The sequence below is a fragment of the Lishizhenia tianjinensis genome (assembly GCF_900116425.1).
Lineage (GTDB): Bacteria > Bacteroidota > Bacteroidia > Flavobacteriales_D > Crocinitomicaceae > Lishizhenia > Lishizhenia tianjinensis.
Genome location: NZ_FPAS01000001.1, coordinates 820791 through 842938, shown reverse-complemented (window position 1 = coordinate 842938; position 22148 = coordinate 820791). Strand labels below are relative to the sequence as shown.

At 36.4% G+C, this 22148-nt stretch carries 14 protein-coding genes; 2 read left to right on the top strand and 12 right to left on the bottom strand.

The window, feature by feature from the left end:
• The 10 genes from BM327_RS03995 to BM327_RS03945 form a co-directional block, all read right to left on the bottom strand.
• Positions 1–603, bottom strand: coding sequence for an MCP four helix bundle domain-containing protein (locus tag BM327_RS03995; protein ID WP_090246586.1), 603 nt, complete (start codon positions 601–603; stop codon positions 1–3).
• A 111-nt stretch (positions 604–714) separates the two neighbouring features.
• On the bottom strand, positions 715–2565 hold the full coding sequence (locus tag BM327_RS03990; protein WP_090246584.1) for a tetratricopeptide repeat-containing sensor histidine kinase: 1851 nt from the start codon (positions 2563–2565) through the stop codon (positions 715–717).
• A 973-nt stretch (positions 2566–3538) separates the two neighbouring features.
• The gene (locus BM327_RS03985; protein WP_090246582.1) at positions 3539–3898 is read right to left on the bottom strand and encodes a heavy-metal-associated domain-containing protein; all 360 of its coding nucleotides are present in this window, start codon (positions 3896–3898) and stop codon (positions 3539–3541) included.
• 20 nt (positions 3899–3918) lie between these two features.
• Positions 3919–5643, bottom strand: a complete 1725-nt coding sequence (locus BM327_RS03980; RefSeq protein ID WP_090246578.1) for an efflux RND transporter periplasmic adaptor subunit — start codon at positions 5641–5643, stop codon at positions 3919–3921.
• Between the two features lie 2 nt (positions 5644–5645).
• Positions 5646–8135, bottom strand: a complete 2490-nt coding sequence (locus BM327_RS03975) for a heavy metal translocating P-type ATPase (RefSeq protein WP_090247608.1) — start codon at positions 8133–8135, stop codon at positions 5646–5648.
• Between the two features lie 13 nt (positions 8136–8148).
• Positions 8149–9384, bottom strand: a complete 1236-nt coding sequence (locus BM327_RS03970) for a TolC family protein (protein WP_090246575.1) — start codon at positions 9382–9384, stop codon at positions 8149–8151.
• Positions 9381–13076, bottom strand: coding sequence for an efflux RND transporter permease subunit (locus tag BM327_RS03965; RefSeq protein WP_090246573.1), 3696 nt, complete (start codon positions 13074–13076; stop codon positions 9381–9383). The genes BM327_RS03970 and BM327_RS03965 overlap by 4 nt, the downstream gene beginning before the upstream one ends.
• 68 nt (positions 13077–13144) lie before the next feature.
• The gene (locus BM327_RS03960) at positions 13145–13597 is read right to left on the bottom strand and encodes an HYC_CC_PP family protein (RefSeq protein ID WP_090246570.1); all 453 of its coding nucleotides are present in this window, start codon (positions 13595–13597) and stop codon (positions 13145–13147) included.
• A 116-nt stretch (positions 13598–13713) separates the two neighbouring features.
• Positions 13714–15768, bottom strand: coding sequence for a T9SS type A sorting domain-containing protein (locus tag BM327_RS03955; protein ID WP_090246568.1), 2055 nt, complete (start codon positions 15766–15768; stop codon positions 13714–13716).
• A gap of 670 nt (positions 15769–16438) precedes the next feature.
• Positions 16439–16663: a hypothetical protein gene (locus tag BM327_RS03945; RefSeq protein ID WP_244526188.1), complete on the bottom strand. Its 225-nt coding sequence runs from the start codon at positions 16661–16663 to the stop codon at positions 16439–16441.
• Between the two features lie 271 nt (positions 16664–16934).
• On the opposite strand from BM327_RS03945, the gene BM327_RS03940 reads away from it, so the two are divergent.
• Together BM327_RS03940 and BM327_RS03935 are read left to right on the top strand one after the other, a co-directional pair.
• Entirely contained in the window at positions 16935–17684 is a 750-nt protein-coding gene (locus BM327_RS03940) for a hypothetical protein (protein ID WP_090246563.1), read from the top strand.
• 1 nt (position 17685) lies between these two features.
• A complete protein-coding gene (locus tag BM327_RS03935; RefSeq protein WP_090246561.1) occupies positions 17686–17925 on the top strand; it encodes a hypothetical protein in 240 nt (79 codons plus the stop codon).
• Positions 17926–18141: 216 nt separating this feature from the next.
• Here the strand turns inward: BM327_RS03935 and BM327_RS03925 are convergent, their stop codons facing one another.
• Together BM327_RS03925 and BM327_RS03920 are read right to left on the bottom strand one after the other, a co-directional pair.
• Complete coding sequence (locus tag BM327_RS03925; RefSeq protein WP_090246557.1) at positions 18142–18468, bottom strand: hypothetical protein; 327 nt, start codon at positions 18466–18468, stop codon at positions 18142–18144.
• A 1030-nt stretch (positions 18469–19498) separates the two neighbouring features.
• Positions 19499–22048: a TerB family tellurite resistance protein gene (locus BM327_RS03920; RefSeq protein WP_090246554.1), complete on the bottom strand. Its 2550-nt coding sequence runs from the start codon at positions 22046–22048 to the stop codon at positions 19499–19501.
• Between the last annotated feature and the right edge of the window lie 100 nt (positions 22049–22148).

Here is a 22148-nt window from a genome sequence, read left to right as displayed (position 1 = left end):
TTAAAATTTCCTTTTGGATTTAGGCGTATATAAGATGATAACCTGTATGAGTATACCTGCAATTACTAAGAAAATGATTTCTATTTGGGTAAATAGTTCAACCGACTCCATGGCCTTATTGCTCTTTAACATTTGAAGTTTACCCTCGTAGAGCTGAACCTTCGAGAGTTTGTACAGGTTTTCATCAATACCTGCAATCAATTGAACAAAAGCCTCCTTGTCTATATCTCCGGTAAAATAATCGTTTTCTAGTTCTTCAAAACTAATTAATTGGCCTTTCAAACTGTTGAAAATACCAGCTTCTTTATCCGTTAACTTGGTTTGTTCATAGTTGGATAACAATGCTTGGATACTATCGCTTAACGTCGCATTACTGCGCTTAAACAAATTGGTATCTGCCGTTGCAAGGGTCAGCTTTTTTTGTTGAATAAGGTGAGAGAGATCAAAAAGTATGTCACTGGCTACAATTCTATCCTTGTAGATTGTTGTTGTAGATTGCCTTAGTTTACTAAAGTTGTCTCTGTCTATTAAATTGGTGGCTAATACAATTGCAAAAACTAGTACTACTCCAGAGACCCATTTTATTTTGTTCCAAATTTTCATGAGAATAAGTTTATGGTAAATAATTTTTGCGGGGTGAATAGCGAATATATGAATTTAAATTTTGCTTTTAGGGATAATTTATCATCGCTTCTAAAAAGGAGTGTTTTAGGACTATAAATTTAAAACTGGTAAAATCAAAGTAGCCATTGCCCCTGTGGTTTCTCCATGCTCATTTTTCTTATCTTCAATGTGATAAGTTAATTCTAAGTTTAATTTTTTACTCAATATTGCAAGTCGTCTTTTAAGAATATCACTGGCAAAAGATTTTTTATTGGGGTTTTGCTTTTGAAGGGTTTTGCTTAAACCAACGCCATTGTCTTCTACGGTTATGATTAATCTTTCGTCTTCGTCTTTAATTTTTATCCAAATTTTAGGATGCTCATGTCCCTCTAAACCATGCTCTAAACTATTCTCCACTATGGGTTGTATCATCATCCCAGGAATTTTGAGCTCTTCCATTTCTAAGGATTCATCTTTTTCAATAAGGTAGGTTAAGGCCCCATTTAAGCGTAAATTTTGCATGTCCAGGTAATCCTCAATACTTTTCATTTCATCCGAGAAATTCAGTGAATCATGGGTTGAGTGTTCGAGGTTGTAACGGAGTAACTTGGCAAATTTGGCCAAATATTTAATGGCGACTTCTTTTTCACCTTTCAGTATGTTAGTTTGTATATTGGAAAGGGAGTTAAAGATGAAATGAGGATTCATTTTTGAGCGCAACAGTTTTTGTTCCATAACCAATTGGTTCAATTTTGTTTGGTAGGATTTAGTTCTGTAAAAGAGTAAAAACACAAGGATAACGACCACTAAAAGGGTTATAGAAATGATGATCAATAATCTGCTTCTCGAAAGTTCAAGCTGTTGATTGTTGGTTAATATATGAAGATTAGCAATTTCTTGTTCTTTTTGTTCTGTTTCAAACTCCACGGTTAGTCTTTCTATGGCTTTAATTTTTGTTTCATCTAGAATAATTTCAGATACTTCACGGAGCTTTTCACTGTAAGTCAAAGCCTGTTGATAATCACCCTTGGCCTTATTTACGGCCATTAACTGCCTGTACAAATCCTTTTGTAAATAAGTAGCAGGGATTTTCTTCAATTCATCAATAAGTAGTTCTTCTGCGAGTTTGTATTCTTTTTTATCAATCAAAACATCTACATAGTTGATGATGAGTTCATTGTTAGCATTGTTCGAACTTATATCTAGGGCCAATCGAAACACACTATCTGCTTTTTCGAGATCCTGTTGTTGTAGGTAAAGGTTGGCAATATTAGAATAGGTTTTGATTAGGTTAAAGGTGTCTTTAACTTGTTTGTTGATTTCTTCTGAAATTTGGTGATAGTATAAGGCTGAATCGTATTTGGCGCTAACCGAATACAAAATGCCTAAGTTGTTGTAGGTGGATCTCGTATTGGGTATGTCATTTCTTTGTTTGAAAATAGCCGCTTCTATCTTTAAATAATCAAAGGCTTTTTCCGGGTTGTTGGTGAGGTAGTAAAGTTTGGCGTAAGAGTCATACAGGTGGGGCAAAAACTCATATTGTTCTTTTTCTATGACGGGGCGTACGGCGTTCATCACCTCCAAGGCTTTGTCAAACTGACCTTCATCTATTAGGTAAGAACCATAAAGAAATTCCAAATTGCAGAGAAATTCCTGGTTGTTTTCTTGGGTAGCTAGTTGTTTACCTGCCTGATAATATTTAATAATGGAGTCTTTGGAATATTCATGTAGCCTGTAATATTGAACCATTTTTACGTAGATCTTTAAATGTACAAGCGGTTCATCTTCAAAGTTGTAATTGTCGTTTAAACGGTGGAGTTCTTTGATGTATTCAAGGTCATTATTGGCCGCATTTAGGCTATCTAGTTTTGAAAAGAATTGATCTTGTCCAAAAGATAAGGAGGTGGAAAGTAGGAGTAGAAGTGTGAAAAATAGGTTGAACGAGCTTGTTTTGTTGGTCATACAGTCAATGTTACGATATACAAAATCTAATCTATTTGAATTCGAGTAAATTTCTTTAGGGTAAGGTATAAAATAATTTTTTGATTCACTCAGAATTTGCAAAGGCAAAATGACGAAGTATTCCCTTACTAGACCTTTGTCATTTTTTACAATTCCTGTAGGCCATTTACGATAAGAGAAAGTAGCTTAAAGTAAGAAAAGCAAACGGTAGGTTAGATAAATCGGAAGTTGCGGTAAATAATAAGGGTTCGTCGTCTGAGCTCTAAGATAATAAAATATTTATCTACTAAAAATATAGTTGAATAATATTTTCAATTGTGCATTATCTAGAGTGAGGGTAGAGGAGGAAAGCTCTTTTATGATTTGAAATTATTTAGGTCTAGTTCAGATCTATTGAATAGAGAATGAATAGGGGGAGAGCAGTGTGAGGTGGAGAGTGAGTATTGAGAGTAAATCGAGTATTATACTCATTACTCCCTACTCACACTCAATACTGTTTTTTTTGCGTTTAATATATTAAGCCAAAAAAAAGGCTTCCAATTTGAAAGCCTTCTTGTGATCCCGCAGGGATTATTGCTATGATCCTTAATTAGGATTTATTACCCAAGCATAAAAGCCTTTTAGCAGTTGTCACTGCTAGTGACTTTTTTATTTTCCAACTTATTTGAATAGGTTTCAAAACGTCGTAAAATAAAAAAGCCTCTCACTATCGTGAAAGGCTTTCTTTTGTGATCCCGCAGGGATTCGATTATTTTTTTCAAACCCTAGTAATACAAGGGTTTTATAAAGGTCTATCCAAAAATGGTCTATTTATAGACTACTAACAACTGATTTAAATTGTTCTTTTTTGATGTAAAGAGCGCTCTTGCAAAGATAAAAGTAAAGGGAATAAATGACAAAAAATATCCCCAATTCAATTATTGAAATGGGGATAGATATTCTAAAGCTATAATTTGGTGGTAAGGAATCGGTATTATTTTTCCGGTCTGTCATAGTGACAACACGCGGGTAATTGATCATAAGTTTCGGCTGTACTTTTTGTGTCTTCTGTGTCGTAACCCACTTTAGAAATCTTTTCTTTTAATTCTCTCTGGTTGTGCTTTGTTTTATCGTAGGAAACAGCCATCATTTTTGTTTGTCTATCCCAATCTGCACTGTAGATACCATCAATATCTTTTAATGCGCCTTCAATCGTTTTTTCGCACATACCACAGTTTCCGTAAACTTTGAAACTTTCATTTACTGTGTTTTCTGCGTTCTCGGCATTATTACCACAACTTGATACGGTTAATAATGCAAGAAAAAGTCCTGTTGTTAATTTTAGTTTTTTCATTTTGTATTATTTATTTATAGTTATTCCTTAATTGTATCTACTATTTCACCACAACTTAACATGGAGCTACCATAGTAAGGGTTAATGATATCCTCTTCTTCACTTATCCAAGAGGCTCCTTTGTTGTTATCGGCCATAGGACAATATTGGACATAAAGCAATTTGTTTTCTATGCCAAATGTTTTAAGACATGTTATCCAATGATCAGAGAGTTGAATAAACCCCTTGCGCATTTGATCAAGTTCATCATTGTTTTGTATCACTTCTATATCGCTGTCAAGCTCCTTTTTTAGTTTCATCCAAGTGATGTGCGCATCTCCTTTAACCAAATTCATATCTACTTTATTTAAAGCTTGCACGAATTTATTCAAGGCTTCTATGGCCTTTTCTTGATCGTCGGCGGCTAAGGCATTTTTTAATTCTAAATAGGAAAGGAGTGTCTGGTTCAATTGTTTTTTAAAGGTCTTTGATGTGGTGTTTTTAAAAGTTTTTATTTCTGAATCAGAGGTGGCGGACAATAAATTTTGGTTCATCATACTGTATTGGTTATTCAATTGTGCGGAAGCATCTAACACAAAGGCTCCATTCGTTACCACCTCGTCGCCAATATTAAGCCCATTTAACACCTCGTATTGATCTCTGTAAGCATTTCCAATCTCTATGGTTTTGTATTCAAAAGTTGGAGCTGTTTCATCTTGTTTTTTTAGATAAACAACAGAGCGCTCTCCTGTCCATAATACGGCACTTTTCGGTACCAATATTTGTGAATGTGCCTGTTGTAAACCTTCAAAAGTTCCTTCTACGAACATTTCAGGTTTTAATTTTTGTTGAGAATTGTTGAGAGTTGCGCGCACTTTTGCCGTTCGTGAAGTAGCCTGAATAATGGGGTCAACAAATTCTACCTTAGCTGTGAAAGTTTCGTTGGGAAGGGCAGGAGTAGTAAAGTTTAACACTCCATGTGAATTGAGTAGCTCCAAATCTTGTTCGTAAACATCAAATTCAACCCAAACTTTAGATAAATCCTGTAGCGTAAAGAGTACTTGACCTCTTTTTAAATAATCTCCAACACTTATTTTTTTCTGGTTTATTGCACCCGATTGCTCGGCATAAATCACAAAATTCTCCTGTATGTTTTGTCTTTCCAGAACTTGTTGTATTTGACTTTCACTGATTTTTAATGCTAATAGCTTTTGTTTTGCTGCTCTGAATAACTCCGGACTTGTTCCCTTTATTTGATAAGCTTCCAATAGTTCTTGTTGGGCAGCAATCAATTCAGGAGCATATAATTCAGCTATTTTTTGTCCTTTTCGGATTTGTTCACCGGTGAAACTAACATATAGTTGCTCTATACGTCCGGTAAAGTGAGTAACTATACTCGATTCACGCCTTTCGTCTGCCTTAATTTTTCCAGATAATTGTAAGCGTTTATTGGTACTGTTTGAACCTATTACAGAGGTTTGGATATTGGCAATGCGTATAGCTTCTTCACTCATCTTAAAGGTACTTTTATCACCTTTTTCAACTTGTGAGGCAGGTATTAACTCCATGCCACAAATGGGACATTTTCCAGGATGATCTTGGCGTATCTGTGGATGCATAGAACAGGTCCAAATCTCTTCTTTTCCCTCATGAGAATGTTGATGTTCTGATGCTTCGGAATTGGGTGTTTTAAATCCTCCAGAAATACCCCAACCTAGTATGGCACCCAAAAGAATTAAGAGTATATATATGATGTATTTTTTCATGACTAATTATTTATGTTTTGAGATCTTAAGCGTAGGGCATTGGCAATCACAGAAACGGAACTAAAACTCATGGCTAGTGCAGCAATCATTGGAGATAATAATATTCCAAAAACTGGATACAAAAGGCCTGAAGCTACAGGAATACCGAGTGTGTTGTAGATCAATGCGAAGAAAAGGTTTTGTTTAATGTTGCGCATTACAAGGTGACTCAAGTTTCTTGCTTTTACTATTCCGTGTAAATCACCTTTGACCAAAGTGATTTCCGAACTTTCTATGGCCACATCCGTACCTGTTCCCATGGAAATACCGATATCTGAAAGCGCTAGTGCTGGAGCATCATTTATCCCATCTCCGGCCATTGCAACAATTTTACCTTCAGCTTGGAGTGTTTTTACTTTATTGAGTTTATCTTCAGGTAAACAATCTGCCTCAAAATTTTCCAAGCCAAGGGTTTCTGCAACGGCCTTAGCCGTAAACTTGTTATCTCCTGTCATCATAATTACTGATATGCCTTTGTTTTGCAATTGTTTTATGGCCTTCGCACTGGATTTTTTAATTGCATCACTAATCACTACAAAGCCTACTACTTTATTTGCAATGGCAATGTAGGGGACCGTTTTTCCTTTAGATTTCTCTTTTTGTGAAGCCGTTTTGATTTCTTCTGAAAGCGCAAGTTGATTGTCCGACATCAGTTTTTCGTTTCCTACCCATACGGTTTGTTCATCAATCGTAGCTTTTACTCCTTTGCCTGTTATGGCTTCAAAGTTTTGTAGTTCTTTGAAGGGTAGATTTTTACCTTCAGCGTACTTTACTGTAGCTTTTGCCAAAGGGTGTTCACTTTGTTTATTAACACTAGCAATCAAAGAAGTCAATTCATCTTCTGAAAAAGAGGAAAAAGAATGAACCTTTTCTACTGAAGGTTTTCCTTCAGTTACTGTTCCTGTTTTATCGATAATCAATACTTCAACTTGGTTCATTTTTTCGAGCGATTCGGCGTTTTTAATCAATACACCTTCTTGTGCTCCTTTTCCTACACCCACCATTACAGACATCGGGGTTGCAAGTCCTAAGGCACAAGGGCAAGCGATGATCAATACTGCTATGGCATTTACAAAGGCAAAAGCCAGTTGAGGAGAAGGACCATAGATATACCACACGAAAAAGGTAATAATCGCACTGAGGATGACTGCTGGAACAAAATAACTCGAAATTTTATCGGCTAACTTTTGAATGGGAGCTCTACTTCTACTGGCATCATTTACCATGTGAATAATTTGAGATAAGAGGGTATCTGATCCAATTTTCTCAGCTTGCATTACAAAAGATTGGTTCCCATTGATGGTTCCCGATGTAACTTTGTCATCTACTTGCTTATCAACAGGAATAGGTTCACCGGTAATCATAGATTCATCAACAGAACTTTCACCTTCGGTTATTTTTCCATCCACAGGAATTTTATCTCCAGGTTTTACACGAAGCAAATCTCCTACTTTGATTTCATCAATGGAAATTTCTTCTTCTTTACCACTACTAATTCTAACTGCGGTGTTAGGGGCGAGTTTTAGGAGTTCTTTAACGGCATTATTGGTTTTACTATGGGCTTTTGCTTCGAGCAATTGTCCGAGCAATACCAAAGTTAATATAACGGTTGCCGCTTCGAAATACACGTGTACTGTTCCGCCTTCTGACTTAAAGTCTTCTGGAATTACAGAAGGGAAAAGCAATGCTCCAAAACTAAAAATCCAAGCTGCTCCAGATCCTATTCCAATAAGAGTGAACATGTTTAAATTCATTCTTCTAATGGAACTGTAAGCACGTTGGAAGAACATCCAAGTAGCATAAAAAACTACTGGAATGGAAAGTACAAATTGCACCCAATTCCAATATTTAGGGGAGAGCCATTGATATATGGGGTTATTGGGAATCATTTCAGACATGGCGATCAGAAAAATAGGAAGGGTAAATCCTGCAGCTACCCAGAATTTTTTTAACAAGGCCTTGTATTGTTTTTCTTCAGCGCTTTCATTCTGTAAAGGGACTAAGTCCATGCCACACTTCGGACATGAGCCCATTTCATCTTTTATTATCTCAGGGTGCATAGGGCAGGTAAATTGACCTTCTTGCGAGGTGCTGTTGGCTTCCGGAATCAAATCCATACCACAGACCGGACAATTTCCCGGTTTAGCGTATGTTTTATCTCCTTCGCAATGCATGCGACAATAGAATTTTGTACCCTTTAGGGCTTTTGTTTCTTTATTTTGATGCGCTTTTGATGGAAGCTCTTCATCCAAGGCGTGAATACTATAATTGGAGTCTTTTAGAAGGTCCTGAAGTTCGTTAAGATGTAAATGTTGAAGCATAGTAATTGTGGACTTTCCCGAAGAAAGATCAATTTGAACTTCTTTAATTTGAGGGTGAGATAACAAGGATTTTGTAACATGGTCTTTACAACCATTACAGGTCATCCCTGATACTCTATAACTGTGTTTCATTGTTTTCATGGGATTAATAATTTGTTAAACGTTCAATTTTGGCTTTCGCCAAAGCCATAGTTAATTCACTTAAATCGCGCTTCAACTGAAGTTGTAATAACTCGTTTTGAGTAGATAAAAGTTCTTCAAAATTGTTTCCGTCGGCACTGTATTTTGCCAGTAGTATTTGATAGGCACTTTCTATTTTCTTGCTTTGATTCAAACTGAGGTTGAAGTCAATTCGTGCTTTATCATACTCTGTTTTATAGGTGATGATTTGTGTCAGTATATTTTCAATTATGCTCTCTTTCTGTGTACCCAAAGCTTCTTGGTTGAGCCTTTCTTCCTTTATCTTACTGTTGTAAACTTTTTGTGAAATAGGAATGTTTAAAGAAACTTTTGGAACAAAAATATCTCTCCCGTTATACATAGGGTTAGCATCCGTTCGGGCCTGTACAATACTATAATCTACACCAATGCCCAAAGAAGGTTTTTTGGCTTTTTCTTGAACAGCAATGACACTTTCTGAAACAGATATTTGATGACTGATTTGTTGTATTGCCGGATGGTAGAGTGCGATTTTAGAGCGGTATGCTTCAAAGTCATAATTCATAAAGCTGTAATCCATACTATCAACCAAAAGTATCTTTCCACTTAAATCTTGATGCGTTATTTTATTGATTTGAGCATGAAGATGATGTTTCTGGATTTCTATTTGAGCGAGCAATGCATTGTATTCGTCTGTTTTGGCTTGAACCCTTAGTGCATAAGCTAAAGAGGCTTGATTGGCCTCTACCTTTGCCAACACTACTTTTTCTATGCGTTGATAATTTTGCAAGGTTTCGGTAAACAAGTTTTTGCGTTTTTCCAGAAAAAGGAGTTGATAGTAAGTGGATTTGAGCTCGAATTGTAGATCTAGTTTTAATGCATTCAAGGCTTCGTATTTGGCTTTAGACATTTCTATGACTACGTCCTTTTTCGCCTCAAAACTTCCAAACCAGGGAAACATCTGTGCCGCACTAACCATTACCATTTGTGCACCCAATCGTGTTTCTGGACGTAAAACAGGCACGCCAACACCTACTTGAGTATTGGGAAGCTGAGTAACTTGATCTTCTCTGCTTAAAATTGCTTCATACTCCAAGGTTAAAGTTTTGAGCTCTAGGTTGTTTTCTACAGCAAGATGGAACAGAGAGTCAAGTGATTGGGCCCAAGTGTTTAGTGCAGTTGAGCTCAAGAGAATTACCAGTATATTTCTAATGTTTTTCATGATTCAATGTTTTTTGTAAAGTTTTTTCGCTGTTTCCATTTAAAACTTAATTCCTTCCAAGTATAATAGAGGATGGGTACAGTGAACATGGTAATGACGTTCAAGATCATACCCCCAAAAGAGGGAATAGCCATAGGAAGCATGATGTCAGCACCCTTTCCTGTTGAGGTTAAAATGGGAAGAAGTGCGAGTAGGGTAGTGGCTGTAGTCATCATGGCAGGTTTAACTCTTCGCAAGCCACCCTCTACAACCGCATCTTGTATTTCTTGAATGTTTTGCGGCGCATTACTTTTGAAACTAGATTTCAAGTAACTTGCAACCAAAACACCGTCATCTGTGGCGATGCCAAACAGAGCCAAGAATCCAACCCAAACTGCTACACTCAGGTTTATATTTTTCATTTGGAATAATTCCCTTAGGTTCACTCCGAAGAAATCGAAGTTCAAGAACCAATCTTGTCCATAGAGCCAAATCATAATAAACCCTCCTGAAAAGGCTACGAAAACCCCAGAGAAAACAAACAGTGAGGTAAGTACAGATTTAAATTGGAAATATAGAATAAGAAAGATGAGTACTAAGGCTATTGGGATAACGAGTGCTAACCGTTTGTTGGCACGCAATTGTTGCTCGTAATTTCCTGCAAATTTGTAGGTAATACCTTTTGGAACAACAATTCTTCCTTGGGTAATTTCCTTGTCAAGGTAAGCTTGAATTTTGTTTACCAATTCAACTTCTGCGTATGCTGCCTCTTTATCAAAAAGCACATAGCCGACTAAAAATCCATCTTCACTTTTAATGGATTGTGGTCCTTGTTCATACTTTACTTCAACCAAATCTCCTAAAGGAACCTGATTTCCGTTTGGTGCAGCGATATAAATAGATTTTAATTTTTCAGGACTATTTCTTAACTCCAAGGGATAGCGCAGGCGAATGCCATACCTTTCTCTTCCTTCTACGGTTGAGGTCATTACCATACCACCAATAGCGGCTTGTATTTGCTGTTGAACAGCCTCTATACTTAATCCGTGTTTGGCAATGATTTTTCGCTTAATATCTAGTTTTAAATAGGGTTTTCCTACAATTCGTTCTGCAAATACAGCAGAACTTTTTACTCCCTCTATGGATTTTAGTTCTTTTTCCAAACGAAGACCAAATTGTTCTATGGTTTTAAGATCTTCACCTTTTACTTTAATTCCCATTGGAGCACGCATGCCCGTTTGGAGCATAACCAATCGGGTTTCAATGGGTTGTAATTTAGGAGCTGATGTAAGTCCAGGCAATTTTGTTGCTTCTACTATTTCTTGCCAAATATCATCTGGAGATTGAATGTGAGAACGCCATTGTCTAAAATAATTACCGTTTTTATCTTCAATTAACTCTCCTGTTTCTGTTCGTTCAAAAGCGCCTTCTTCATTGGTTTTGAAACGCAAACGGTGACCATTTTCATCCGTTTTATATTCGGATTTGTAGGCAATGATATTTTCATACATACTCATGGGAGCTGGATCTAATGAACTTTCCACCCTACCAGCTTTACCGACAACAGATTCAACTTCAGGAATAGCTGTTACGGCCATGTCAAGAAGCCTTAAATTCACTTCATTCATTTCCATACCGGCATGAGGCATGGAGGTAGGCATCAGTAAAAAAGATCCCTCGTTAAGAGCTGGCATAAATTCTTGTCCTGTATTCTTAAAAATTCTGTAGCCACTTATCAGTAGAAGTACTAACAGGCCTAAAAAGATGAATTTGAATTGGATAAGGAAACGTAAAATTCGCTCGTAATAATGAATAACCACATAGAAACATCCTATCAATACTCCTATGATAATGATTACGAAAAAGAAATTGGTCCATTCAGATGCTATAACGCCCAAGGGCATCCATGTTTTGGAGAGTATCCAAGCCACAAGTAGCGCGTAAATAATGTTCTTAATGTAGTTAAATCGCGTGTTCCAAAGGTCAGATTTTTTGTGCTCAAAATAAACACTTGTGCTACCCAAGAAACCTATACTTAATCCTAAAAAGCCAAGGACTTGATAGTCTGTAAAAAGTAAAAAGGAGGATAAAACAAGTAAGGAGATATTTGTGAAGTAGTGCGTTACCTTTCCTTTTTCTTTAAATCTGAAAAGTTGTACAGCTAGTGTTGGGATTACAGTTACAGCTAAAAGGATAGAGGCCAACAAGGCGAATGTTTTTGTAAAGGCCAAGGGTCTAAATAATTTTCCTTCCGCTGCTTGCATGGTAAACACGGGTAAAAAACTAACGATGGTGGTGATTACAGCCGTAATAACAGCAGATGCCACTTTCGTTGTTGCCAAATAAATGGTGCGCTGTAAAGGTTGGTCGGGTGGTGCTGTTTTTAAATGGCTAATCATACTTTCTGTAAGTACTATCCCCATATCCACCATCGTTCCAATAGCTATTGCAATTCCGGAAAGTGCAACTATGTTAGCGTCAACACCGGCATATTTCATGGCAATAAAACACATCAAAACTGCAACAGGTAAAGAGGCTGAAATGAGTAGGGATGACTTAAGGTTTAGGAGCATGAGCAACACCACGATTATGGTGATGAAAATCTCTAATGTAAGTGCTTCTTCTAATGTTCCTATAGTTTCTTTAATCAATTGTGTTCTATCGTAAAAAGGAACAATGGTCAGTTGAGAAATTCGCCCATCTTTTAGAGTCTTTTGTGGTAGTCCCGCTTCAATTTCTTTTATTTTTTCTTTTACATTATTGATCACTTCAAGTGGGTTAGCGCCATATCGCGCCACCACAACTCCTCCTACCGCAGGGGCACCTTCTTTGTCTAGAATACCCCTTCTAGTTGCCGGACCTAAATGGACTTTGGCAATTTCTTTAATAGTGATAGGCGTGTTGTTAGTGACTTTTACAACACTGTTCTCTATATCTTCTATGGATTTCACATAACCTAAACCTCGAACAAAATATTCGGCCATATTTATTTCTAAGGTTTGCGCACCGATGTCGAGATTTGAAGATTTAATTGCCTGCATTACTTGTGGAAGAGAAATGCCGTAATATTTCATTTTATCGGGAATCAAATCTACTTGATATTCCTTCACAAATCCACCAATGGAGGCAACTTCAGCAACTCCTCCTGATGATTGTAAGGCGTTTTTAACGTAGAAATCTTGGACACTTCTTAACTCATGTAAATCCCATTCTCCCGTAGCCTTACCCTGGCTATCTCTTCCTTCTAAAGTATACCAGAATATTTGCCCGAGCGCTGTTGCATCTGGACCTAAACTAGGTTGTACATCCTCTGGAAGTAAATTACTGGGCAGTGCATTTAATTTTTCTAAAATTCTACTTCTACTCCAGTAAAATTCCACATCTTCCTCGAAGATTAAGTAAATACTGGAGAAGCCAAACATAGAGTTGCTTCGCACACTTTTTACTCCTGGAATTCCGAGTAAAGTTGTGGTTAAAGGATAGGTGATTTGATCTTCCACATCTTGTGGAGATCTACCTTTCCATTTCGTAAATATTATTTGTTGATTTTCTCCAATGTCAGGAATTGCGTCTACCGCCACAGGGTCTTTAGGCATACCTGAAATTGAAAAGTTGAAAGGAGAGGTTACGAGTCCCCAGAGTATAAAACCTCCCAACATAATCCATGTAACAAGTTTGTTTTCGAGAAAAAAACCAATGATTTTATTTAACATCTTTCTTTATTTGATGAATAGCTAAACGAATTGGCACTATTAAGTTAGTGCAAAAAGTTCAGTATTAATCATATAAGAAAGCACTCGAAGACTAGGTTGCGCTTTTTGATAAGCGCTGGGGGCGAGTAATGAGAGTAATTTATGCTAGTTTCACCGATAATTAAATCAACCAAGTTGTGCACTGCTAGGTATGTAGCAATGAGCTGTGTTTTGTTGGTGTTGACTCCTTTTTCAGTTTCTTTTTTATCGCTATTGTTCTCAATTTTATAAGTCTTGTTGGAACAACATTTTTCAGGTTGGATTTCTTCTTGTGAAGACTTTTGTGAAAGCATGCAGGAATCAATTTCAAGCTGCTTATCTAATTTTTCGGTTCCATTACAGGCCTCTGCTTCTCCCAAAAGAGAAAAATTCTGCATATCCTCACCACAATAATGAACATTAATGGCAAATCCAGACGCGCTCACAAAAATTAAGACTGCGAGTTGAAACAAAATGAATTTATATGTCTTATTGCTGGTCATTATTGATGGAACAAATATAAGGATTATCTCGTTTAACTAAAAGTACTTGTGTTTATCTACTTATTAAAATAGTTTAAAGGGAACCCCGTGAAACTTTGGGTTCCCTTTATTAATTATTAGTTCTCTATTATCAGTTTTTGTTGCGTACTTGCACCTTGTTGATTTCGCATCTCTATGATATACATTCCGGGTTGAACATCTAAATTTATTTGTGTTTTTGTTCCTTCTAATCGCTGATTTAGAATTAGTTTACCGGTAGCATCATAGATATTTATTTCTTGTTGGTTGAAATCTTCAACGTTGACCCAAAATAAGTCTGTACTAGGATTGGGGTAAATCTTAAAATCTATGGGGTTAACATCTGATGTAGCCAATAATTCACTGTCTATTCTATACACTCCATTTGCATTTTGATCTACAAACCAAATTCTTCCTTCAGGACCAATTTTAACACCTTGTACACTTGATGTTCCAGTTGGGATTCTATCTAATTCAACAGCAGGGATAGTAGAGATATCATAGATAATAATCTCTCCTGTAGTATGTTCACTGATAATCATTCTATCGTCTATAACGTCGATTCCTGCCGGTTTGTTTAAACCACTCACTACTGTTTCCTGGGTGTATCCGGTATATTCTTTGTACTCGGCTATTGGCTCATTCATCGGGTAATTAGGCGTTCCCCCCATATCACTACCTGTAGTAATGTCTATGCGTATAACTCTGCCATTTCCGTGGTCAACCACATATAACCATTGTTGGTTTTCATCTAACACAAGGTGACTTACTACTTCATTATTAGGATCTTTCGCTACGGCATCATCTGAATACCTTCTAACGATGGCATCACCGTGGAAATCATTTCCAGGACCATGATCGTCAACGAAGTCATAGCGAACAATGTCATTTGTATATCCATCAAATACCCAGAAAACATTATCTGTTTCTGCGGCAATTCCTTGCGAATACGGACTAAGGTGTAGCATGTCTAAATGACTTCCGTTACCACCCGAAGGTTGGGCATATATACTCATGTCGCTCGACCATAAACTTGGCCCTGTAAAAGCTGAACCACCATTATGATTGGCATCGTATACACCTGGTGCAGTTGCCCAATTTCCATTTAAACTGAATGCTAGAGCAGTGGGGAGAGACATAAAGTGCCATGCGTTACCGTCTTGTTTATAGGCATGTGTTTGATTGGCTTCTCCAGCATTGTACAAGGTAACACTACTTCCACCTGTACTTTCTATACCTTTGTTAATAACCCAAAGTTCCTTATTGGTTAAAACTGGATGAAAGTCTAAATCTGTGGGAGCACTGATTTGTTCTGAAAAACCAGCAATTTGTACGATGCTTGTTGTTTGGTTTACATAGTCGTCAATATAATTAGGTCTACCTGGGCCTGCTTCTGTTTGACGAGTTAGCGTATCGTTTGAAGTATTCATGTCTTGGTTTCCGCCATTAATGTTATCCACCCAAATTTTTAAAGTATAAACTCCATTGGTTGAGATACTTAAGGGGATGTTGTGTTCAATTTCTTCACTTGCGTAATTACTCATTGCAAGTCCATTTACACTATGTGTTTGCACATTTCCTCCATTAACGGTATAGTTCAGGTCAAAAGAAGAAATAGTGCTTGTTCCAGCGTTAAAAATATGTGCATGAAGATCATAATTACCTGTCGTTACATACGCGTAAATGTTAGAATTTGTAACTGCTAAATCGTAGGCAGGTGGTTCTTCTACTGTGAAGGTGAAAGTAGCGCCAAGTCCCACTCCGTCAAAAGTTTTGATTTTGTATCCGTTAACAAAAACCTCGAACATAAATCCTCCATCACCCCAATCGTCACTATAGATAAGGTCGTATTGATTTCCTTCAATTAAGCACCAAGGTCCTTCAGTGTATTGCGTATTGTCTCCGTAACCTCCATTGGGTTGATTTTGCAATCCAGAACCATTACATCCGACAATTGTATTTCCTCCAGAAGCTATTGTTCCATTTCCACAGCCGTTTCCTGCAGGGGTAAGTTCCCAATATCCTTCATATCCATAATCGACTGTATGTACAACAATTTCTACTTCAGCTTCTCCATTTACACATTGTGCTTGTGCATGGAATTGAAACATTAGGGCAGCAAAACCTAATGTTATTTTGTATAGTTTTTTCATGATAATATTTGATTTTCACAACCTGGGTTGAGGGGGTAATAATTCAGTTTATTTGTAATCAGAATTATTAGAAATCAAATTTGAAAAGATTGAAATAGGATTCTTTTGGAGAGTGTTATTCCTTTAAGTAAAGGAGGATCCTGAACAGTAGACTTTGTTTTACTTCCAAGGTAAACATAGTTACTACTAAGAAAGTTCTTTGGAGATTTAAGGTTTTTCGTGAAATTTGTCTTTACAACTTTTGATATGCTTTTTGATTCCACAGAAGTCTGCAGTACATGCGATGTGTGATAACAACATGTACTTTGAATATATGGTTCTTCTGTTTTGGAACAGTTCAATTCTGGTTGACAGCTGCATGAATCTGTTCGGAAAGATATCTCTGTTGTGTTAAGAGCCAAACATGTATTTTCAAAATACATCACACCTGTAGAGCCAATTTGTGCCACAAGCATGATCGTAATTAAGAAATATAATTTCAGGACTTTTAACATAACTGAAGAACAATGTAGGAGGGAATTTTTAAAACTAAAAGTAAGTTAATGGCCAATTCTTGAAAGGCTAGAACTAATGATCTGTCAGTATTCTTTAGGCGTCTCAAAGTAAAGTTTATATTGTTTGTTGGAATCTCACTTAGATATCTTGGCTATTGGTGTTTTTTAAGATTAGCTTACAGAAATATCACCCTCTTCACCTCCTCCAAATCCACCCCTAAATATTCCGCAAACTCCGCAATGGTGATTACCTGATGTTCCTCTTTTTGAAGTGATTTTTTAATGCGCTGCAACAAATACCTGGCATGTCTTTCGGTTTTGCCGGTGACTATCATTACGTCTTTAGGATAGATGATCAAACGTTCCATGTGCATTTCATACCTTAACCATACACTATCCATACTTTATCCATACTGTATCTATGCCTTTGCTCTTAAAAGTCAAAATAGAGCAATTAGGAAGAGATAAAAGCAAAGTAATTCAAAAGAGAATAACGTGTATGCCTTGTTCTATTAAGGTACGAAAAAACACGCTTTTTAGGAAATGCTAACGAGCTACGGAAGGCACTTTTTGCTGAAGGGAACACCAAACTCTAATTTTAAGATAAACATCAAAACGCGCGGAGATGTGTCTCTGAAAATCAGGGATGGCCTGAATTAAAAATTAGAAAACATGGCAAGACAAAAAGGAATAATCAAGTTGAAAGGGAAGATAGGTGATATCTCCTTTTACAAAACCAAAGATGGCTACTTGGCCAGAGAAAAAGGTGGAATTGAAGCCGACCGTATTAAAAATGACCCGGCCTTTGCAAGAACACGTGAAAACGGAGCTGAATTCGGAGTTGCTGCCAAAGCTGGTAAACTCTTGAGAGATGGATTAAGACCTTTCTTACAAGTAGCGGGTGACAAACGCATTACTTCTCGTTTGACCAAAAAGATGACGGAAATCAAGAAGTATGATGCCACCAATGAAAGAGGAAAAAGAACCGTGGGAACTGGTATCCAAACCCCTCTTGGAATTGCAGCTTTGCAAGGTTTTAATTTCAACAACAAATCCGTATTGAATTCTGTGTTGTTTGCAACGGTGAACTACGATAATGCAACCCATGAGGTGAGTATTGTTGATTTGGTACCCTCAAACGACTTCAATGCCCCATCAGGCGCTACGCATGTAAGCATTAATATGGGTGTTTTGGAATTAGACTTTGACAATGGTGAACAAGAGTTTACTGCAGGTACAGCTCAGATATTGCCCATAGATGCAACACAAACAACCGTTACCATTGCAGTGACACCTCCAGGAGCGATTACAACCAACAAAGTTGCAGTGCTTTTGATCGAGTTCTTGCAAGAAGTGAACGGTAACTTGTACTCCCTTAAAAACGGAGCCTACAACGTGTTAAACATCTTGCAAATCGACTAAGATGCAGACCCCCAAACAAAATGCACTCCGTGAAGTTGTAGACCGCATGAAAGCCGATACACCACCGTTTTTCAAGAAATTGAGAACAGTAGGTTTGATCTTGGCCGCGGTTGGAACAAGTGTATTAGCTTCACCCATCGCATTACCTGCAGTAATGTCAAGTGTAGCCGGTTACCTCATTTTAGGAGGAAGTATACTCACCACAGTGAGTCAAACCGTAGTAGAAGGAAAGGAGGAATAAAATGAACCATACAACACCTAACAACACGCTTTTTGGAACACTAGGAGGAACCGTACTTTCAATATTTGCCATCGTAGATATACAAGACGTCCTCAAAACAATAGTACTGGCTGCGATAGGTGCTGTAGTAAGTTTCCTGGTCAGTTATCTCCTCAAACTGATAATGTCCAAAAAATAGAACAAAAGAAACCCCGGTGCACTGCATCGGGGTTTTGGTTATTTATTAGGCTTTGAATTGATAATGTTAAGAAGTTGGTTCAGATTTATTTTAATTTTCAATTCTTCAGAAAAGGTTTTAGTTTCCTTGATATAAGTATGTAGAACTATATCTATTTTCTTTAAGTAAGGAGGAAGGAACTCTAATTCTCCTTCGATCTCTTTAATACTTATTCGTTTTAATAATTCTATAATTTTTGGAATGTCAGTTTCATTGTAACTGTGTAAATAAGGCTTGTTTTCAATTGTTTCCTTCACTTTGTACCATCTTTCTAACAGCTCCTTTTTTCTGTTCAGAATTTCTAAATCTATGTTCCCTACAATCATTTTTTATTTAAAGATATCCTGAAGTTAATTGAAATCAAAAATTGTACATGATGTTGCTAACCTGCTTACAATTTTTAAAATATTTCTTTCGGAAAGGAAAAAACATGCCTATAGAACAAAGGGGGCTTAGGACTGTCAAGTTTTTTGTGAAAAATACTACCGAATAGAAGAAGTCAAAATACCTGAGCATTTAAGATGGAGTAGGAGTAAGAAGCATAAGAACTAAAGACACCACACAACAACCAAGGTGGAGATTTTTTACAAAACCGAAGGCTTGAACTTTACAGGCCGTTTTTGGCCCCCTTTACTTTTGCTGTGTTTATTCATTTCCTTACCGTGAACGGTCAAAATAATTATACCAAACACTATTCATTATTACCAAAAGCTGCGCAGCTAAATCCATACAAAGGCGCGAGCCGATTGCGAGTTGAAGGAAGGTGAGGAACGGGGACTATTTGGAAAATAATAGAGTGACCAATGTTTGAATAAAAAAGCGGAGTATGCGAGTATTTTTTATGAAGAACACGAGGAGTAATGTTTGCAAACCATGGAATAATAAGCAAGGGATTTGGGTTGAAGGAATGGAGGTACGGAAAGGATGAAGCACAAATTGCTTGCCTCCCACCAAGATTTAAACAAAGAGTAATAAACCTAAAGTGCTTTTGAGTTGAAGCAGCGCGGAAATGAAAATGCACCTCATCTAAAACGAAAACTGCATACATTGCGACGAAGCCTGACTGATGAAGCAGGCGAGCCTAACATGAAGCAGCGGTGGATTTTTGGGTATTTGGAGCCCAGCGGAAAATATACAAAAAGACAGAGTAGCTGCGGATGAGCACAAAAGCAAACGGAAGAAAAATAAAAAGCCCGTATAAAAGTGTTGTATCAACTGTTTTATACGGGCGTTTAAACCAAGGGCAGCGCCTAGCTGCTTTGTATTACCCTTGGTTTAATTTTATTTTTATGTAGTGCTTTTTTGCGAATACCTTTTGTCCCACCTCATAAATTATAAAAGGTAGGAGGGACGATTTTATTCATTTATCAGTACTACTCTAGAGGTGTGTATGAATCCTAAAATGCCATTTGAAAGTTTAACTTTTTTCCAATCATCAACCTCTCCGACCACTTCAAATGTTTCATTGTCGTAAATCTTTTGTAGTACCTGTCCATTTGGTTTGTCTCTTAGATTTGAGAAGCCATCTGGGTCATTTATTTTATACTTAGAAATTGTATTATTATTAATCCTTTCAATAGAGACAATGCTTAGTATGTCATATTTATTTTCATTATTCCCATTCATATCAGTGGACGTTACAACCTCTTTTTTCCAATTTATTTTGAATTTTTGCCCAACAAGTTCTGGGTTGCTACCTTCCTCTCCAAAGTCATAGTCCTCTAGATTATTTTCACCCTTTCCAAAATCCCATTCTTTTCCGTTATTATCAGTAAAAACGAAATAATAAAAATCACCAAACTCAATATAGCTAAATTGAGCCTCAACGATTCCATATTCAATTTTGTTTTCTATGACGGATGTCTCTGTCTTTGGATCATTTGTTGTGTATTTTTCAATTGTATCTGCTAACTCAGTTTTAATTGGTAAAATTGAATTATTTTCAGTTACTAATTGATTTTTAGGATTCGTCTCTATTGGAGAAAGAAATAAGAACCAGATACAGGTAAATATTATAGAAGAAAGAGTTACTAAAATTGGAATACTAATTTGCCAAGTACCGAAGAAATTAGCAAGTCTTCCTTTTTTTGAGGCGCTAGCATGCAGAATAAATTCTTTCAGTTCTTGTATCTTGACTTTTTCAGCTTCTTCGAAAGTGCCATCCGCATTTGTAGCTAATTCAGTCATTTTATCAATAGCCTTGAGAATACTTTCCTCTGAATAAAAAATGGCTCTATCTTCTTTTAATTCAGGTAATTCACTGGTACTCATTAAATCAAACAATTCTTGTTTTTCTTTATTCGTAAAGTTATCTAAACTAGTGATGTATTTTGCTAAGACTTGCTTTTCACTATCTTCTATAAGACCATCAGCCTTGGCAATATGTACCATTAAAATTATTTCATTTCTTTTTTCAATTTTTTGTTTATAAGTTTTGGTCGTGAAAGCTCGTCCAGTTAAATCTTTGAATACATTTTTTTCTAGTCCTTTTTTTGAATCTATTTTGGTTGGATCAGAATGAAATATAACTTCAGGTTCATCAGTATCAATTCCTATTAATGAAACTTTATGCTCCGTACCCGACAGTATATGACTGTATGTGACTGTCGTACATGGTACACATTCATAAAATAAATTTTCTACTAATAGCTTTGGGTATGATGTTTTAGAAATGCCAAGTTTTTTTTCTATTACTTGAGATAGATCTTTACTATATTGATCGTATTTAATTTCTTCATCATTATTGATGTTTCTATAAACTTCCAAAGGTTCAGAAGCCTGAATGAATTTTTTAATATTATTAATCGAAAACTTATCTGTTCTAATATGTGCATTAGTACAATTAATTGTCTTGTCCCTGTGGTAGTCTATTTTACTTTCTATAAACGATAAGGTACCAATTTCTCCCGTTGTTTTACAAGTCTTACAGTCAATTTTACCACATCTATTATCTATTTGGTCTCCATAACATATTTCACATGTGATGTCACCACTAGTATGACATCTTTCGCAATCTATTTTTCCGTTAGGTTTACATACTTTACATGTTATAACACCCTTTCCTCCACAATATTCATGGCCAACTCCTTTTTTAATTACGGCGCCAATTAGACCATGCCCCGATAAAGAAGAACATTTTCTGGATCCAGTTCCTTTGCACTCATTACAAGTTTTCTGTCCTCCTCTACATCTTAAACATTTTTCATCTCTTCCATTAATATTCCTATAACCTTTTCCATTACAATTATCACATTGTACATTACCTATGCCTCTGCACCTGGTACATTTTAATTCTCCTTTTCCTTGACATGATGGACATCTGTATTCATGTCTTCCATCACATTTACCGCAACTAATCTCTCCTTGTCCACGACAGTCTGAACATGTATAAACGTGCTGTCCTTGACATTCCTTATCTTCGCAAGTTGTATATTTCTCACCGTTACATTGATGACATGTTTCACTTTTAGTTAATTCAGGAATGTAATAATAGGGTTGATTGGAAATTACTTTACCCTTATTTAATTCTAAAGGTATTTCGTCGTAATATACGAGCTTCTCATTATTCAATGATGGTACTAAATTGGAATACACCCCTAGTCGTTCTATTGATTCAAATATCTCAACATTTTCTATTTTTTGAATAGAAGATTTTTTTGTTAAAAATGTAGAACGAAAATCCGAATTTACCGATGGTAGTAGTGGGAATTTATATTCTTTCACAACTCTACTCAGCGATTCTGCGGTATATTCTGTATAGAAATAATACTTTCTTTCTTCTGAGCTAATTAATAATTGGTCGTATAAAGTAGGATTACTGTCTTTGATTTTCAATTTGATAAAATCTAAATCTTTCTTTTGTGATTCTTCAATTTTACTTAAAGATTTTTCTTCTAATTTGTTCATAGGTGTGTTATTAATATATAAGGATAGTCGATATTATGACATCAGATATTTATGGGATTTATTATTCATTACGTATGTTAAACTTTGCTATGGGAGTAAA

Excerpts from the sequence above, each read along its gene's own strand:
- BM327_RS03990 (WP_090246584.1), bottom strand. The coding sequence starts at position 2,565 with ATGACCAACAAAACAAGCTCGTTCAACCTATTTTTCACACTTCTACTC.
- BM327_RS03935 (WP_090246561.1), top strand. The coding sequence starts at position 17,686 with ATGCAGACCCCCAAACAAAATGCACTCCGTGAAGTTGTAGACCGCATG.
- BM327_RS03970 (WP_090246575.1), bottom strand. The coding sequence starts at position 9,384 with ATGAAAAACATTAGAAATATACTGGTAATTCTCTTGAGCTCAACTGCA.
- BM327_RS03955 (WP_090246568.1), bottom strand. The coding sequence starts at position 15,768 with ATGAAAAAACTATACAAAATAACATTAGGTTTTGCTGCCCTAATGTTT.
- BM327_RS03945 (WP_244526188.1), bottom strand. The coding sequence starts at position 16,663 with ATGGATAGTGTATGGTTAAGGTATGAAATGCACATGGAACGTTTGATC.
- BM327_RS03985 (WP_090246582.1), bottom strand. The coding sequence starts at position 3,898 with ATGAAAAAACTAAAATTAACAACAGGACTTTTTCTTGCATTATTAACC.
- BM327_RS03920 (WP_090246554.1), bottom strand. The coding sequence starts at position 22,048 with ATGAACAAATTAGAAGAAAAATCTTTAAGTAAAATTGAAGAATCACAA.
- BM327_RS03940 (WP_090246563.1), top strand. The coding sequence starts at position 16,935 with ATGGCAAGACAAAAAGGAATAATCAAGTTGAAAGGGAAGATAGGTGAT.
- BM327_RS03975 (WP_090247608.1), bottom strand. The coding sequence starts at position 8,135 with ATGAAACACAGTTATAGAGTATCAGGGATGACCTGTAATGGTTGTAAA.
- BM327_RS03965 (WP_090246573.1), bottom strand. The coding sequence starts at position 13,076 with ATGTTAAATAAAATCATTGGTTTTTTTCTCGAAAACAAACTTGTTACA.
- BM327_RS03960 (WP_090246570.1), bottom strand. The coding sequence starts at position 13,597 with ATGACCAGCAATAAGACATATAAATTCATTTTGTTTCAACTCGCAGTC.
- BM327_RS03980 (WP_090246578.1), bottom strand. The coding sequence starts at position 5,643 with ATGAAAAAATACATCATATATATACTCTTAATTCTTTTGGGTGCCATA.
- BM327_RS03995 (WP_090246586.1), bottom strand. The coding sequence starts at position 603 with ATGAAAATTTGGAACAAAATAAAATGGGTCTCTGGAGTAGTACTAGTT.
- BM327_RS03925 (WP_090246557.1), bottom strand. The coding sequence starts at position 18,468 with ATGATTGTAGGGAACATAGATTTAGAAATTCTGAACAGAAAAAAGGAG.